Origin of the sequence: Limimonas halophila (assembly GCF_900100655.1) — a bacterium.
Taxonomy (GTDB): Bacteria; Pseudomonadota; Alphaproteobacteria; order Kiloniellales; family Rhodovibrionaceae; genus Limimonas; species Limimonas halophila.
The window spans coordinates 1-14,694 of record NZ_FNCE01000002.1 but is presented as its reverse complement, the minus strand read 5'-3'; the positions used below and the strand labels follow the sequence as shown (position 1 = coordinate 14,694).

The window sequence follows — 14,694 nt, the reverse complement described above, 5'->3', positions numbered from 1 at the left end:
AGACAGCACAGGGGAGACAGGCCGATGACCGGCAGCGACCTCGAGACGCGGCGCAAGCGCGCCTATTTCATGAGCTGGCACCGCGGCACGCGGGAGATGGACCTGCTGATCGGCACCTTCGCCGACCGCCACCTCGCCAGCTTGACCCCCGAGCAACTGGAACGCTACGAGGCGCTTCTCCAGGTGCCGGACGCCACGCTTTACGCCTGGATCACCGGCCTGGAAGATCCCACGCCCGAGCACGACACGGACCTGCTGCGGTGGCTGTGCAATCAACGGATCGACCCCGTGAACGGGTGAACGCGCTCGCGCGCGCCTTCGACGAGGGCGGGCGCTGGGTGATCGCGCGCGCGCCCGAAGGCTACGATGCCTGGCTGCTGGCGGAGGCGGCGGCCGCCCGCGAGGGCGCGCCGGTGCTCCACGTGGCGCGCGACGACGCCCGCATGAGCCGCATCCACGAGGCGCTGGCGTTCTTCGCGCCGGACGTCGAGGTGGTGCAGGTCCCGGCGTGGGACTGCCTGCCCTACGACCGCGTCAGCCCGCACCGCGACGTCGTCGCCGAGCGCGTCGACACCCTCACCCGCCTGCAAAGCGAAGCCGGGCCGCAAGCCGGCCGCATCGTGCTCACCACGGTCAACGCGCTGGTGCAGCGGCTGGCCCCGCGCGAGGCGCTGACCGAGCGGGTCATGCACCTGGGCCTGGGCGATCAGTGCGATCCCGAGCGCCTGACGCAGTTCTTCGCCGCCAACGGCTACGTGCGCAGCGACACCGTCGGCGAGGCCGGGGAATACGCCATCCGCGGCGGCATCGTGGACGTCTTTCCGCCGGGGCGCGCGGAGCCGCTGCGCCTGGACTTCTTCGGCGACGAGCTGGAGACGATCCGCACCTTCGATCCGCTGTCCCAGCGCACCTCGGGCGAGCTGACGGACTTCACGCTCAAGCCCGTCAGCGAGGTCGTGCTCAACGACGACACCATCCAACGCTTCCGCACGCGCTACCGCGAGTTCTTCGGCCAGCCGGCCAAGGACGACACCCTCTACCTCGCGGTCAGCGAGGGCCGGCCGTACGCGGGCATGGAGCACTGGCTGCCGCTGTTCTACGACCGGCTGGACACCCTGCTCGACTACCTGCCCGAGCACACGCCGGTGAGCCTGGACCGCCAGGCCGAAGAGCTGCGCGACCAGCGCCTGGAAACCATCGGGGAGTTCTACGAGGCGCGGCGCACCGTGCAGCGCGGTGGCGAGCTGGATGCCGGCACCTACAATCCGCTGCCGCCGCAACTGCTCTACCTGACGGCGGAGGACTGGGACGCCGCACTGGACGACGGGCGCGGGGTGGCCTCGCTCTCGCCCTTCGCCGCACCGTCCACCGCCCCGCACATCCTGGATTCCGGCGGCGCGCCGGGCCACGACTTCACGGCCGCGCGCAAGAAGGGCGAGGAAGGCGAGCCCTACCTCACCCTCCAGACCACGATCCGCCAGGACCAGCAGGCGGGCCGCCGCGTCGCCATCGCGGGCTACACCCAGGGCTCGCGCGAGCGCCTGCGCAGCGTGCTCACCGATCACGGCCTGGCGAAGCTGGCGCCGGTGGAGACCTGGGCGGAGGCGCGGGAGCTGCCGGCGGACGCCGTGGCGCTGGTCACGCTCAGCCTGGAGCACGGCTTCGTCGGCGACCACGCCTCGGTGATTTCCGAGCAGGACATCCTGGGCGAGCGCATCGCCCGCCCGGCGCGGCGCAAGCGCAAGGCGGACAACTTCCTCACCGACGTCTCCACGCTGCACGACGGCGATCTGGTCGTGCACGCGGAGCACGGCATCGGGCGCTACGACGGCCTGGTGAACCTGGAGGTCGGGGGCGCGCCCCACGACATGCTCAAGGTCACCTACGCCGGCGACGACCGTCTCTTCGTGCCGGTGGAGAGCCTGGAGGTGCTGTCCCGCTACGGCTCCGAGGACGCGGGCGTCCAGCTGGACAAGCTCGGCCAGGGCAACTGGCAGGCGCGCAAGGCCAAGGTCAAAGAGCGCGTCAAGGAGATCGCCGACCAGCTGCTGCGCATCGCCGCCGAGCGCCAGGTGCGCACGTTGGAGCCCATGGAGATCCCGACGGCCGCCTACGACGAGTTCTGCGCCCGCTTCCCCTACGCCGAGACGGACGACCAGCTCCAGGCCATCGAGGACACGCTCGGCGACATGACCGCCGGCAAGCCCATGGACCGCCTGATCTGCGGCGACGTGGGCTTCGGCAAGACGGAGGTGGCGCTGCGCGCGGCCTTCGTGGCGGCGATGAACGGCAAGCAGGTGGCCGTGATCTGCCCCACCACGCTTCTGGCGCGCCAGCACCACGACACCTTCAAGTCCCGCTTTTCCGGCTATCCGCTGGAGGTGAAGCAGCTCTCGCGGATGGTCTCGCAGAACGAGCAGACCAAGGTGAAGCGCGGGCTGCGCGACGGCACCGTGGACGTCGTCGTGGGCACGCACGCGCTGCTCAACAAGAGCGTGGACTTCCGCGACCTGGGCCTCGTCATCGTGGACGAGGAACAGCACTTCGGCGTCAAGCAGAAGGAAAAGCTGAAGGAGTTCCGCGGCGACCTGCACGTTCTGACGCTCACCGCGACGCCCATCCCGCGCACGCTGCAACTGTCGCTGTCCGGCGTGCGCGAGCTGTCCGTGATCTCGCAGCCGCCGGTGGACCGGCTGGCCGTGCGCACCTTCGTCCTGCCCTTCGACGGCGTGGTGGTGCGCGAGGCCATCCTGCGCGAACACTGGCGCGGCGGGCAGACCTTCTACGTCGCCCCGCGCATCTCGGACCTCGACGAACTTTACGAGCGGATTTCCAAGCTGGTGCCGGAGGTCACGGTTGCCGTCGCGCACGGGCGCATGAGCGCGCGCGAGCTGGAAACCATCATGACGGACTTCTACGAGGGCCGCATCGACGTGCTGCTGTCCACGCACATCATCGAAAGCGGCCTGGACGTGCCCACCGCGAACACGCTGCTCGTCCACCGGGCGGACATGTACGGGCTGGCGCAGCTCTACCAGCTTCGCGGGCGCATCGGCCGCTCCAAGCTGCGCGGCTACGCCTACCTCACGCTCAAGCCCAACGCCAAACTGACGGACGCGGCCGAAAAGCGCCTGCACGTCATGCAGCAGCTCGACCACCTGGGCGCGGGCTTCACGCTCGCCAGCCACGACCTCGACATCCGCGGCGCCGGCAACCTGCTGGGCGAGGAGCAGTCGGGCCACGTCAAGGAAGTGGGCGTGGAACTCTACCAGCAGATGCTGGAAGAGGCCGTGTCCGAGGCCAAGGGCACCGCCAAGGCGGAGGCCGAGCAGGGCTTCACGCCGCAGATCAACGTCGGCACCTCGGTGATGATCCCGGATCACTACGTGCCGGACCTGAACGTGCGGCTCAGCCTCTACCGGCGCATCGCGCATCTGGTGGACCAAAGCGAGATCGACGCCTTCGCCAGCGAGCTGATCGACCGCTTCGGCCCGCTGCCCGGCGAGGTGGAGAACCTGCTGGAAGTGGTGGCGATCAAGCAGCTCTGCCGCGACTGCAACGTGGAAAAGATCGACGCCGGGCACAAAGGCGCCGTGCTCGCCTTCCACAACGACACCTTCCCCAACCCCGGCGGGCTGGTGGACTTCGTCAAGCAGGAGGTGGGCACCGTCCACCTGCGCCCGGAGGACCAGAAGCTGGTCTACCGCCGCCGCTGGGACGAGCCGCAGGAGCGCATCAAGGGCATCCACCAGCTGCTGAACAAGCTGGCCAAGATCGCCAAGCAAGAGGCAGCGGCATAGAGCATCGTGCGTGAAATCGTGTTTGCCGAGAAAGTTGGAAATCTCACGCTAGGCTCCTGTTTTTCCAGTGCGAGCAGATTCACGCACGAGCAAGCAGAATCACGCGGGTGATTCTGCTTTACGGCGATCTGCTCTAGTCACGCTCGACGGTGAGGGTGTAGACTGCTGCTTCGGGCAGCCAAGGCGGGCGATTGGACGATGCCGGACGAACGCCTGTACGAGACCGACTTCTACACCTGGACGCAGCAGCAGGCCGAACGCCTGCGATCGCTGCGGGGGCGCAACCATCTCGACACGCAGCATCTCGCCGACGAGGTCGCGGACTTGGGCAAGCGGGAATTGCGGGAGCTGCGCGCGCATCTGCGCCAGCTTCTGGTCCACCTGTGCAAGCTGGCCGGCAGCCCGGCGGACGCGCCGCGCGCGCACTGGATCGTCGAGGCGCGCGAACACCAGGATCAGGCGCGCGACGCCTATTCGCCCGGCCTGCGCCAGCACGTCGATCTCGACGCGCTGTGGGCCACGGCGCTGACGAACGCGAACACCCTTATGGCGGAACACGGCGAAGCCGGTTTGCCGCGCGACCTCGCCTGCCCCTTTGCCCTCGACGATCTGCTGGCCGCCGATTTCAGCGTCGAGGCGGCGGAACGCACGGTGCGCGAGAAGCTCTAAAACCCGAGGTTCTCGCGGTCGCAGCCGCGCAGGTCGGCGCCGTCGAAGCGCGCGTCCGTGGCGTCCACGCGGTAGAACGCGCCCTTGATCGCCAGCGCCTGCGTGCGCGCGGCGCGCAGGTTGGCGTGGCTCAGGTTCGCCTCCACCAGCTTGGCCCCGCGCAGATCGGCCTGGTGCAGATTGGCGCTGGTCAGATCGGCGCGCGAGAGATCCGCCATCGCCAGTTCGGCGCGCGCGAGGTCCGCATCCGCGAGCTTCGCGTCGGACAGATCGGCCATGGCGAGGTGCGCGCCCGTCATGTCCAGCCCGCGCAGGTCGCGGCCCGCCAGGTTGGCCCGGTGCCCGCGCTCGCCGTTGGAATTCAGCCAGGTTTCGTGGGCCGCGAGGATGTCGGCCACGGCCACCGCATCGGCCTCGTCGCCGCGCTCGTCAAGCTTCGCTTCCCAGAACAGCCCGGACTGCCGCACGTGCTCGTCCATCACGGCACCGCGCACGTCCGTGTCCTGCAGCCGCGCCCCGTCGAAGCGCGCGCCCTCCAGGTTCGCCGCGGCGAGATCGGCGTTGGAGAGGTCGCAGCCCTCAAGGTTCGCACCGGTCAACCGCGCCGACTGCATGACGCATTGCACCAGGGTCGCCTGGCTGAAGTTCGCTTGGCGCAGATCGGTTTCGCTGAAATCGGCGCGCATGGCCTGTGACTCGCCCAGGCGCGCCCAGGTCATGCGCGCGCGACGCGCGCTGAGCTTGGCCGCCATGGCGGGAATGACGTCGGCGTCGGCGGCGTGTTCCAGGTCGCGGTAGCTACCGCCGTCCGACACGGCGATGCGCGCCGGGCGGATGTCGCAGTCCACGGCGCTGGCGTCGTTCAACTGTGCCGCGCGCAGGGAGGCGCCGCGCAGGTCGGCCCGGTCCAACACCGCGCTGTCCAGCACACAGGCGCGCAGATCGGCCATGAAGAGGGATGAGCCCCTGAAGGTGGCGCCGCGCGCGTTGCACTTGCGCAGGACCGCGCCCGTCAGCTCGGCGTGGGAGAGGTCGAGCCCTTCCAGGTCGAAGCCGCGCAGGTCGGTGAACGACAGATCGGCGCGCCGTCCGCCCGCGCGGCCCGCGAGGTACAAACCGTGGCGCCGGACGATCTCCCGCACCTCGTCGAGCGTGGGGACGTACCAGTCGCCGTCCGTTCGAGCGTGCTCCCGTACCGCCATGCGGGCCTCCCTGGCCTGCGGCACCGCGCTGCCTGCCACACAGTGCCTCCACGGCAATACCAACACCGGGGAACGCCGCGCGCAACGGTTGGGACGACGAAAACACGCCGATCGTCAACCGATCGTGATGAACCCTGAGCCGCGCACACCAAGCGAGTGCAGGCGCCAGCGCGGCACCTACCCCCGTGCCGCCTCCAGGGCCTGGGCCAGATCGGCCTTGATGTCGTCGATGTGTTCCAGGCCGATGGACAGGCGCACGTAGCCCGGCGAGGTGCCGGTGGCGAGCTGTTCCTCCTCGGAAAGCTGGGAGTGCGTCGTCGTCGCCGGATGGATGGCGAGGGAGCGCGCATCGCCGATGTTGGCGACGTGGTAGAACAGCTTGAGCTGCTCAATGAACTTGCGGCCGGCCGCCGCGCCGTCCTTCAGCTCGAAGCCGAGCAGGCCGCCATAGCCGCCGCGCAGGTGCATGTCCGCGCGTTCGCGGAACTTGGGCTCCTGGTGCGTGGGATAGATCACGCGCGAGACGGCCGGGTGCTCGGCCAGATAGTCCGCCACCTGCCGCGCGTTCTCCGAGTGCGTGCGCATGCGCAGCGGCAGCGTCTCCAGCCCTTGAATGAAGAGAAACGCATTGAAGGGGCTCATGGCGCAGCCGAGGTCGCGCAGCAGCGTCGTGCGCGCCTTGAGCGCGTAGGCGATGGGGCCGAGCGGCTTCGCCGCCTCGGTCCACACCGCGCCGTGGTAGCTCGGGTCCGGCTGGTTGAGCAGCGGGATGCGCTCGGGATGCTGCTCCCACGGGAAATTCCCGCCGTCGATGATCATCCCGCCGATCGAGGTGCCGTGGCCCCCGATGTACTTCGTGGTGGAGTAGACGACGACCGCCGCCCCGTGCTCCAGCGGCTTGCACAGCACCGGCGCGGCCGTGTTGTCCACGATCAGGGGGATGCCCATCTCGCGCCCGATCGCCGCGACCTCCGAGATCGGGAAGACCTGCAGCTTCGGGTTGGGCAGCGTCTCCGCGTACCAGGCGCGCGTCTTCTCGTCCGAGGCGCGGCGGAACGCCTCCGGATCGGCCGGATCGACGAAGCGCACCTCGATGCCCTGCTGCGGCAGGGTGTGGTTGAAGAGGTTCCAGGTGCCGCCGTAGAGGTCCGTCGAGGAGACGACGTTGTCGCCGGCCCGCGCGATGTTCTGGATGCTGAGCGTCGAGGCCGCCTGCCCCGACGACACCGCGAGCCCGGCCGCGCCGCCTTCCAGCGCGGCGATGCGCTTTTCCAGGATGTCGTTCGTGGGGTTCATGATCCGGGTGTAGATGTTCCCCGGCTCTTCCAGCGCGAACAGGCGGCGCGCGTGCTCCGTGTCCTCGAACTGATAGCTGGTGGTCTGGTAGATCGGCGGCGCCACCGCCCCCGTCGCGGGATCGTGGTCGAAGCCCGCGTGCAGGCAGATCGTCTCGGGATGGGGATTGTCGCTGGCGGTCATGGGGGCCTCCGTGTGGGCTCGCCGATCGTCGAACGTGGGCGCGCAGTTTGCCGGGATGACCGGCGCGCGCCAAGGCTGTTGCCCGAATTCGGTTACAGATCGGCCAGAAAGGCGGCGATGCGGCGGTCGTGCCAGGGGTCGCCGTCCCCGGCGGCGTGAAAGCCGACGTGCCCGCCGCCCGGAGTCAAAACTGGCGTCAGGTTCGGATTGGCGTCCCAATGCACGCGTTCGTACGGCCCAACCGGAATCCAGGGATCGTCGGCGGCGTGGATCAGCAGCAGCGGCAGCGGGACGGCCGGCAGGAAGCGCTCGCCGCTGCACCGGGCATAGTAGTCCCAGCAGTCGCCGAAGCCGAAGCGCGGCGCGATGAAGCCGTCGTCGAAGTCGGCCGGCGTGCGCGCGCGGTCGATGGCCGCGCGCTCGGCGTCGGAGATCTCGGCCGGAGGTGCCAGGGCTTCCCGCTTCATCAGCGTCAGCAACCACCAGCGATACGGCGCGTTGCGCAGGCGGTTGAAGCGCCGTGTCGTCGCGGCGAGGTCGATGGGCGCGGACACTGTCGCCGCGGCGCGGATGGGCAGCTCGCGGCCCGCCTCCGCCAGCAGCTTGATCAGCAGGTTGCCGCCCAGGGAATAGCCGACGACCACGACCCCGGTTCGCGCGATCGCCGGCTGCCGCTGAATCAAGGCCCGCAGCGCCGCCGCCGGGTCCTCGCTGCGCCCCGCGTGGTAGTGCCCGGCGCAGTGCGGGCGCGAGGGCCAGCTTCCCCGCAGGTTCAGGCGCAGAACGGGATGCCCCTGCGAGAGCCAAAACCGCGTGCTGGCGCGGACGTAGGCGGAATCCTCGCAGCCGCACAGCCCGTGGATCAGCACCACCGGCGGCGCGTGGCCGATCCGCTCGCCCGCGTGCAAGGCCGCCGCCAGCCAGTCGCCGCCCTGCACCGGCAGCCACAGCCGCGCTTCCGGCCAGGACGAGAGGTCCACGCGCGGGCGCACGACCGCGTTGCGCACGGTCTGCAAATCGCCCGTCCACCAGGGCGGACGCGGGCGGAAGCTGTCGATGCCGTCGGATGGTGCCCGCATCAGCCGCGCGCGGTCAGCCAGTCGGCGACCGGCCGGATCTGCGCGTCCGACAGCAGCGGCGGCGCGTGCCCGGTGTCCGGCACGGTCACGACCTCGGCACCCGGCCCGCGGGTCGTCATTTCCTCGGCCGTGTCGGCCGTCAGCAGATCGCTCTCCGCCCCGCGCACCACGAGCACGGGACACGCGATGGCATCCCACACCTGCCAAAGGTCAACGTCGGCAAGCGCGTCCGGATCCTGGAAGGCGGCGCCAATGCGCGGATCGTAGTGCAGGCGGTAGCCGCCCGCGCCGTCCGGGCGCACGCAGTGCCGGGTGAGATGACGCCAGTGACCGTCCGGCAGATCGCCGAAGGGCGCGCTCACCCGCCGCAGGTAGGCCACGGCGGCATCAAAGTCGGAGAAACTCGGGTCCGTGCCCACGTACTCGCCGATGCGCAGCAGCGCCTCGCGCGGGATGAAGGGCCCGACGTCGTTCAGGACCAGCCGGCGGATGGGCGTGCCCGGCTGCGCCGCCATCAGCATGCCCAGGATGCCGCCCATCGAGGTGCCCACCCAGTCCACGCCGTCGGCGCCGGCGCGCGCGATCACTGCCGTCAGGTCGGCCATGTGCTGCTGGTAGGTGTAGGCCTCCGCCGAGGCCAGCCAGTCGCTGCGCCCGCGCCCGGCCACGTCGGGGCAGAGCACGCGGCGGTTGGGCGCCAGCGCCTCCGCCAGCGCGTCGAAGTCGCGCCCCGTGCGCGTCAGGCCGTGAACGCAGACGCACGCCGGGCTGTCGGCCTCGCCCCAGTCGGCGTAAGCGAGCCGGTGGAACCCGGCCGTGGACAAGCCCAGCACGTGGTCCAGGCGCGGCACCGTTTGCGTTACCATCGCGATCTCTCCTCACTGCGAGGATATGGCACCGCACGCTTCGCCGCCAACGCGGCGGAGGATCACGAACAGGGCGGCGGGTCGCCCACCTCGACGAAGGTGCAGGGGTCGAAGCCGTTGAAGCGCGAGGCCAGGGCGTTCGAATACGCGCCCATGCAGTCGATCTCGATCCAGTCGCCCGTGGCGATGTCGGCGGGCAGCTCGAAGGCTTCCGGGATCATGTCGACGGAATCGCAGGTCGGCCCCGCGATCTCGTACACCTGGGTTTCCGCCGCGGGCGCCGGGCCGGTGGGCCGCACCACGCGCGCCGGCGGGCGCAGGCCGACGATCGAGACCTCGCCCAGGCTGCCGAAGACGCCGTCGTTGATGTAGAGCCGCCGGCCCGCACGCAGGTGCACCTGAACCAGCAGCGACATCCCCTGCGCCACGATCGCCCGGCCCGGCTCGGCCATGATGCGGCAGTCCCCCGGCAGATCAAGGCCGTCCAGCGCGCTGCGAACCGCGTCGGCGAAATCGGCCAGGGGCGGCGTCGCGCTGCCGTAGGGCGCGGGGAAACCGCCGCCGATGTCGACGCAGGCCGGGCGCACCCCGGCCTCGCTGATCACCGACCCCACCTGATCGAGCGCGCGCGTGTACGCGGCGGGCGAGCGGCACTGCGAGCCCACGTGGAAGGCGATGCCGGGCCGCATGCCGTGCTCGGCGACCAGGCGCATCAGCCGCGCCGCCTCGCCGGGCGCGGCGCCGAACTTGCCGGAGAGGTCCATCTCCGCCTCGGTGCCGGGCGTGGCGATGCGCACGGCCACGGTCGTCGCCGCCGGGTCCGGGATCTCGGCGGCGATCTTCACCACCTCCTCGGCGTGATCGGCGGACACCACGCGCACGCCGTAGTCGCGCGCGGCCGTGGCGATGGCCCCCGGCGGCTTCACCGGGTTCATGTAGCAGGCCTCGTTGCCGCGCGAGAGGCCCATGACCTGCGCGATCTCGGGCAGCGAGGCGGCGTCGAACGACCGCACCCCGGCCTCGGACACGGCGGAGAGGACGCGCGGGTGCGGGTTGCACTTCATGGCATAGAGCGTGTCGCCCGGCATGTGGGCCACGAAATGCCGCGCCGCCGCATCGATGACGTGCGGGCGCAGGCAGTACACGGGATAGGCGGGCTGGAGCGCGCGCACCACGGCGTCGGCGTCGTCGAAGCGCTCACGGTCGAGCAGGGTCTGCATGACACCTCCAGCGGCGTGCCGCGGCCGAACACGAAACGGGTCCCGGCAGGCTCGCCCTGCCCTGATCGCGCTGCGCAAGCGGGGATGAAAGCCGTGTCTCAACCGCACGCACGCCGGTGTGTCAAGATGCGCGCGACAACCGGCTTGACGGCGCGCCCGCCAGGCGCCGCCCTGCCCCGGACGGGTTCCGACTCACGCCGATACCTGGAGACGCCGACGTGCGAGCTGTTTTGCGCTGGACCGGGCGGATCGCCGCCGCGGTCCTGATCCTGGCCGTGATCGCGGGCGCGGCCGGCTACGGCTATCTGCGCCAATCCTTGCCGCAAACCAGCGGGGAGATCGACATCGCGGCCGTGGACGCGCCCGTGACCGTCACGCGCGACGACCACGGCATCCCCACGATAGCGGCCGACTCGCGTCGGGACGCCCATGCGGCGCTGGGCTTCCTGCACGCCCAGGACCGGCTGATGCAGCTCGCCATGGTGCGCCGGGTGGCCCACGGCAAGCTGTCGGAACTCGCCGGCGCGGGCACGCTGCGCATCGACAAGCTGATGCGCATCCTTGGCTTCCGCGAGTTGGCGAAGAAGCAGCTCCAGCACCTCAGCGAGCCGACGCGCGCGGCGCTCGACGCCTACGCCGACGGCGTCAACGCCTTCCTGGCGCGCGACCCCGTGCTGCCGCCGGTGTTGCAGGTGGTGGGCGAGCCCGAGCCGTGGACGGCCGCCGACAGCCTGGCGTGGCTGCACATCATGCAGCTCCAGCTCTCCGGCAACTGGCGCGAGGAGATCACCAACGCCCGGCTGGCCGACCGGCTGTCGCCGTCGCAAATCGACACCCTGCGCCCCTCCTACCCCGAAACCGCGGCGACCACGATCCTGTCCTCGCTGGACCTGCCGCTGGGCGAGCTGGCGAGCCTGCTGCCGAAGGGGGCCACGGACGTTTCCGCCTCCAACGCCTGGGCCGTGGACGGCACGCGCACGGCCGGCGGCGGGCCGATGCTGGCGAACGATCCGCACCTGCGCCTGCAAACGCCGGGGTACTGGTACCTGGCGCGCATCGAAACGCCGGAAATGACCCTCGTGGGCGCGACCTCGCCCGGCATCCCTTTCCACGTCGCCGGGCGCAACCAGCACCTCGCCTGGGGCCTGACGACGACGCACAGCGACACCCAGGACCTCTTCATCGAAAAGCTCGCGCCGCAGAACCGGGACCGCTACCGCGTGCCCGGCGGCACCCGCGCCTTCGAAACGCGCACCGAGCACATCGCCGTTCGCGGCGAGGACGAGCCCGTGACCGTCGAGGTGCGCCGCTCCCGCCACGGCCCCGTGATCTCCGACGCCGTGCCCGAGGCCGGCGCGGCCACCCGCCCGCGCTCCGTGCTGGCGCTGGCTTGGCCGGCGCTGCGGCCCGACGACCGCACGCTCGACGCCATCCGAAGCGTCAATGCCGCGAGCAGTGTCGATGCGGCGTTGACGGCCCTGGACCACGCGGGCGCGCCGCAACAGAACATCTTCCTGGCCGACGACGCCGGCAATATCGCCGTCACGGCCCCGGCGCGCGTGCCGGTGCGCAAGAACGGCAACGGCATGCTGCCCATTCCGGGGTGGGAACAGGGCCGCGGGTGGGAGCGTTTCATCCCGCGCGATGCCCTGCCGCAAAGCGTGAACCCGGAGCGCGGCCGCCTCGTCAACGCGAACAACCGCTTGGTTGCCGACGCCTACCCCTACAGCTTGGCCGCGCACTGGCCGCCACCGGACCGGGCCGAGCGCATCGGCCGCCTGCTCGACCGCGCCGAGCGGCCGCTGACACTCGACGCGATGGAGGCCATCCAGCTCGATACCATGGGCGCGGCGCCACGCCTGCTGCGCGACCGCCTGCTGCGGCTGGCGCCGGCGAGCGGGGAAACCGCCCCGGCCCTGGACATCCTGCGCCAGTGGGACGGCGGGATGGCGACCGACACGGCGGCGCCGCTGATCTTCACGGCGTGGCTGGACATGTTGAACCGCGCCCTCTTCGCGGAGCCGCTGGGTCCGCTGTTCACGGACTTCGCCCGGCCCGAGCCGCGCCGCCTGCGCCGCGCGCTCGCCGGCGCCGGCGGTTGGTGCCGCGATGCCGCGCCCGAGGACACGGCCGGGCCGTGCGCCCGCGTCGCGGGACAAGCGCTGGAAACCGCGCTCACCAGGCTTGAAGACCGCTTCGGCGGCGACGTTCGGTCGTGGCGGTGGGGCGACGCGCACCGCACCACACTCCCCCACACCCTGCTGTCGCGTGTGCCGGTGCTCGGCGGGCTGCTGCACCCGGATCTGGCGACGCCGGGCGGCGACGAGACGGTCAACCGCGGCGGCATGCGCTACAGCGCGGCCTTCGGCGAACGCTACGAACACGTTCACGGGGCGGGCCTGCGCAGCCTGCACGACCTGAGCCGCCCGCCGGGCAGTTCGCGCTTCATGATTGCCGGCGGCCAGTCCAGCAACCCGCTTTCGCCCCACTACATGGACCTGGCTCGCCCCTGGCGCGACGGAAAGTATTTAAAGCTTGTCGGCGACAGCAAAGCGTCGGACCGCACATTGCGGCTTCTTCCCGCGCACCATTCGCCCGAGCGATAGCCGCGGCGGTCACGCGGCGCGTATCGCAGCAAGCCACAAACGCGCAGGGAGAGTCGCCATCATGAGCGTTGCCGAAGTCGCCACGGACGTGGGCTGCACCCTGGACGACATCCGGGCCGCAGCCGAGACCCTCGAGGGCAACGTGGTGCGCACGCCCCTGATCCCCGCCTCGCGGCTGTCCGCGATGCTCGGGTGCGAGGTCTACCTGAAGCTGGAAAACCAGCAGTACACCGGCTCCTTCAAGGACCGCGGGTCCTACGTGAAGCTGGTCTCGCTGTCGGACGAGCAGAAGAAGACCGGCGTGATCGCCAAGTCGGCCGGCAACCACGCCCAGGGCGTCGCCTACCACGCCCAGCGCCTGGGCATCCCGGCCACGATCGTCATGCCCACCTCCGCGCCCTTCAGCAAGGTGGAGCGCACGCGCGACTTCGGCGCCCGCGTCATCCAGTACGGCGACACCATCGACGAGGCCGGCGAGAAGGCCCAGGAGCTGATGGACGCCGAGGGCCTGACCTACGTTCACCCCTACGACGACCCGAAGACGCTCGCCGGCCAGGGCACGATCGGCCTGGAGATGATGGCGGATCAGCCGGAGCTGGACACCATCATCGCGCCCATCGGCGGCGGCGGTGTCCTTTCGGGCACGTCCATCGCCGCCAAGTCGCTGAACCCCGAGGTGGAGATGATCGGCGTCGAGGCCGAGCTCTTCCCCTCGATGTACCAGCACATCCACGGCCTGCCGGCGACCTCGGGCGGCGTCAGCCTCGCCGACGGCATCGCCGTGAAGAAGCCGGGTGAGCTGACGACCAAGGTCATCCGCAACCTCGTCAGCCAGATCGAGCTGGTGGACGAGGCCAGCATCGAGGGCGGCGTCTCCACGCTGTCCGAGTATCAGAAGACGGTCGCCGAGGGCGCGGGCGCGGCGCCGCTGGCCGCGCTGTCGAAGAACCGCGAGCGCCTGGCCGGCCGCAAGGTCGGGCTCGTCATCTGCGGCGGCAACATCGACACCCGCATCCTGGCCTCGGTGCTGATGCGCGGGCTGGTGCGCGACGGCCGTTTGGTGCGCCTGCGCATCGACATCACCGACGCGCCGGGCGTGCTGGCGCGCCTCTCGGGCCTCATCGGCGACACCGGCGGCAACATCGTGGAGATCTACCACCAGCGCCTCTTCCACGACGTGCCCGTGCGCAAGGCGGAGATCGACGCCGTGGTGGAGACGCGCAACAGCACGCACGTCCGCGAGATCGTCTCCGCCCTCGAGGGCGGCGGCTTCCACACCCGCGTGCTGTCCAGCATCTCCGCGGACGGCCCGTCGCTGCCGTAACCACGACGCGGCAACCGCCGAACGCATTGGGGCCGCGGGCCATTGCCCGCGGCCCCTTTTTCGTGCGCGGCTCCGTCCGCGCCGGCGTCAGGCCGCTCGCAGACTGCTCAAGAGCTCGCTCGTTTTGTCCCGCAGCGTCTGGGCCTGCTTGTTGATGTCGTCGGCGCTGGACAGGACTTCGCTGGCGGTGGATTCCGTGGTGTCGGCGGCTTGGGTCACCTCGCCGATGGTGTTGGTGACCTCCTGCGCGCCGGCCGAGGCTTCCTCGATGTTGCGCGCGATCTCCTGGGTGGAGGCGGTCTGCTCCTCCATCGCCGAGGCGATCGAGGACGCCGTCTCGTCGATCTGCTTGACGCTGGAAGCGATGCGCTCGATCGCCGTCACCGCCTCGCTGGTCTCGCTCTGCACCTTGTTGATGCGCGCGGAGATGTCCTCGGTCGCCTTCTGCG

Annotated in this window: 10 protein-coding genes and 1 pseudogene; 5 read left to right on the top strand and 6 right to left on the bottom strand. The window is 70.6% G+C overall.

What is annotated here, in order from left to right; genetic code table 11:
- Window positions 1-24 precede the first annotated feature (24 nt).
- The 3 genes from BLQ43_RS03060 to BLQ43_RS03050 all read left to right on the top strand — a co-directional run bounded on the left by BLQ43_RS03060 (window position 25) and on the right by BLQ43_RS03050 (window position 4,469).
- Window positions 25-300, top strand: coding sequence for an FAD assembly factor SdhE (locus tag BLQ43_RS03060; RefSeq protein WP_090018671.1), 276 nt, complete (start codon window positions 25-27; stop codon window positions 298-300).
- A complete protein-coding gene (gene mfd, locus BLQ43_RS03055; RefSeq protein WP_090018670.1) occupies window positions 297-3,800 on the top strand; it encodes a transcription-repair coupling factor in 3,504 nt (1,167 codons plus the stop codon). The genes BLQ43_RS03060 and mfd overlap by 4 nt, the downstream gene beginning before the upstream one ends.
- Before the next feature lie 198 nt (window positions 3,801-3,998).
- The gene (locus tag BLQ43_RS03050; RefSeq protein WP_090018669.1) at window positions 3,999-4,469 is read left to right on the top strand and encodes a DUF29 domain-containing protein; all 471 of its coding nucleotides are present in this window, start codon (window positions 3,999-4,001) and stop codon (window positions 4,467-4,469) included.
- Here the strand turns inward: BLQ43_RS03050 and BLQ43_RS03045 are convergent.
- The 5 genes from BLQ43_RS03045 to BLQ43_RS03025 all read right to left on the bottom strand — a co-directional run bounded on the left by BLQ43_RS03045 (window position 4,466) and on the right by BLQ43_RS03025 (window position 10,315).
- Entirely contained in the window at window positions 4,466-5,671 is a 1,206-nt protein-coding gene (locus tag BLQ43_RS03045) for a pentapeptide repeat-containing protein (RefSeq protein ID WP_090018668.1), read from the bottom strand. The genes BLQ43_RS03050 and BLQ43_RS03045 overlap by 4 nt on opposite strands.
- A gap of 177 nt (window positions 5,672-5,848) precedes the next feature.
- Window positions 5,849-7,150: an O-acetylhomoserine aminocarboxypropyltransferase/cysteine synthase family protein gene (locus tag BLQ43_RS03040; RefSeq protein WP_090018667.1), complete on the bottom strand. Its 1,302-nt coding sequence runs from the start codon at window positions 7,148-7,150 to the stop codon at window positions 5,849-5,851.
- A gap of 92 nt (window positions 7,151-7,242) precedes the next feature.
- Window positions 7,243-8,229: a YheT family hydrolase gene (locus tag BLQ43_RS03035; RefSeq protein ID WP_090018666.1), complete on the bottom strand. Its 987-nt coding sequence runs from the start codon at window positions 8,227-8,229 to the stop codon at window positions 7,243-7,245.
- Window positions 8,229-9,095: an alpha/beta fold hydrolase gene (locus tag BLQ43_RS03030; protein ID WP_090018665.1), complete on the bottom strand. Its 867-nt coding sequence runs from the start codon at window positions 9,093-9,095 to the stop codon at window positions 8,229-8,231. Before BLQ43_RS03030 ends, BLQ43_RS03035 begins: the two co-directional genes overlap by 1 nt.
- Window positions 9,096-9,157: 62 nt before the next feature.
- A complete protein-coding gene (locus BLQ43_RS03025) occupies window positions 9,158-10,315 on the bottom strand; it encodes a type III PLP-dependent enzyme (RefSeq protein ID WP_090018664.1) in 1,158 nt (385 codons plus the stop codon).
- A gap of 218 nt (window positions 10,316-10,533) precedes the next feature.
- Between BLQ43_RS03025 and BLQ43_RS03020 the strand changes: the two genes are divergently transcribed.
- Together BLQ43_RS03020 and BLQ43_RS03015 are read left to right on the top strand one after the other, a co-directional pair.
- Complete coding sequence (locus tag BLQ43_RS03020) at window positions 10,534-12,921, top strand: penicillin acylase family protein (protein ID WP_176758492.1); 2,388 nt, start codon at window positions 10,534-10,536, stop codon at window positions 12,919-12,921.
- Between the two features lie 61 nt (window positions 12,922-12,982).
- Window positions 12,983-14,245, top strand: a complete 1,263-nt coding sequence (locus tag BLQ43_RS03015; protein WP_218119105.1) for a threonine ammonia-lyase — start codon at window positions 12,983-12,985, stop codon at window positions 14,243-14,245.
- An 87-nt stretch (window positions 14,246-14,332) separates the two neighbouring features.
- Here BLQ43_RS03015 and BLQ43_RS14525 read toward each other — a convergent pair.
- Window positions 14,333-14,694, bottom strand: a pseudogene (locus BLQ43_RS14525) (methyl-accepting chemotaxis protein); the annotation flags it as partial.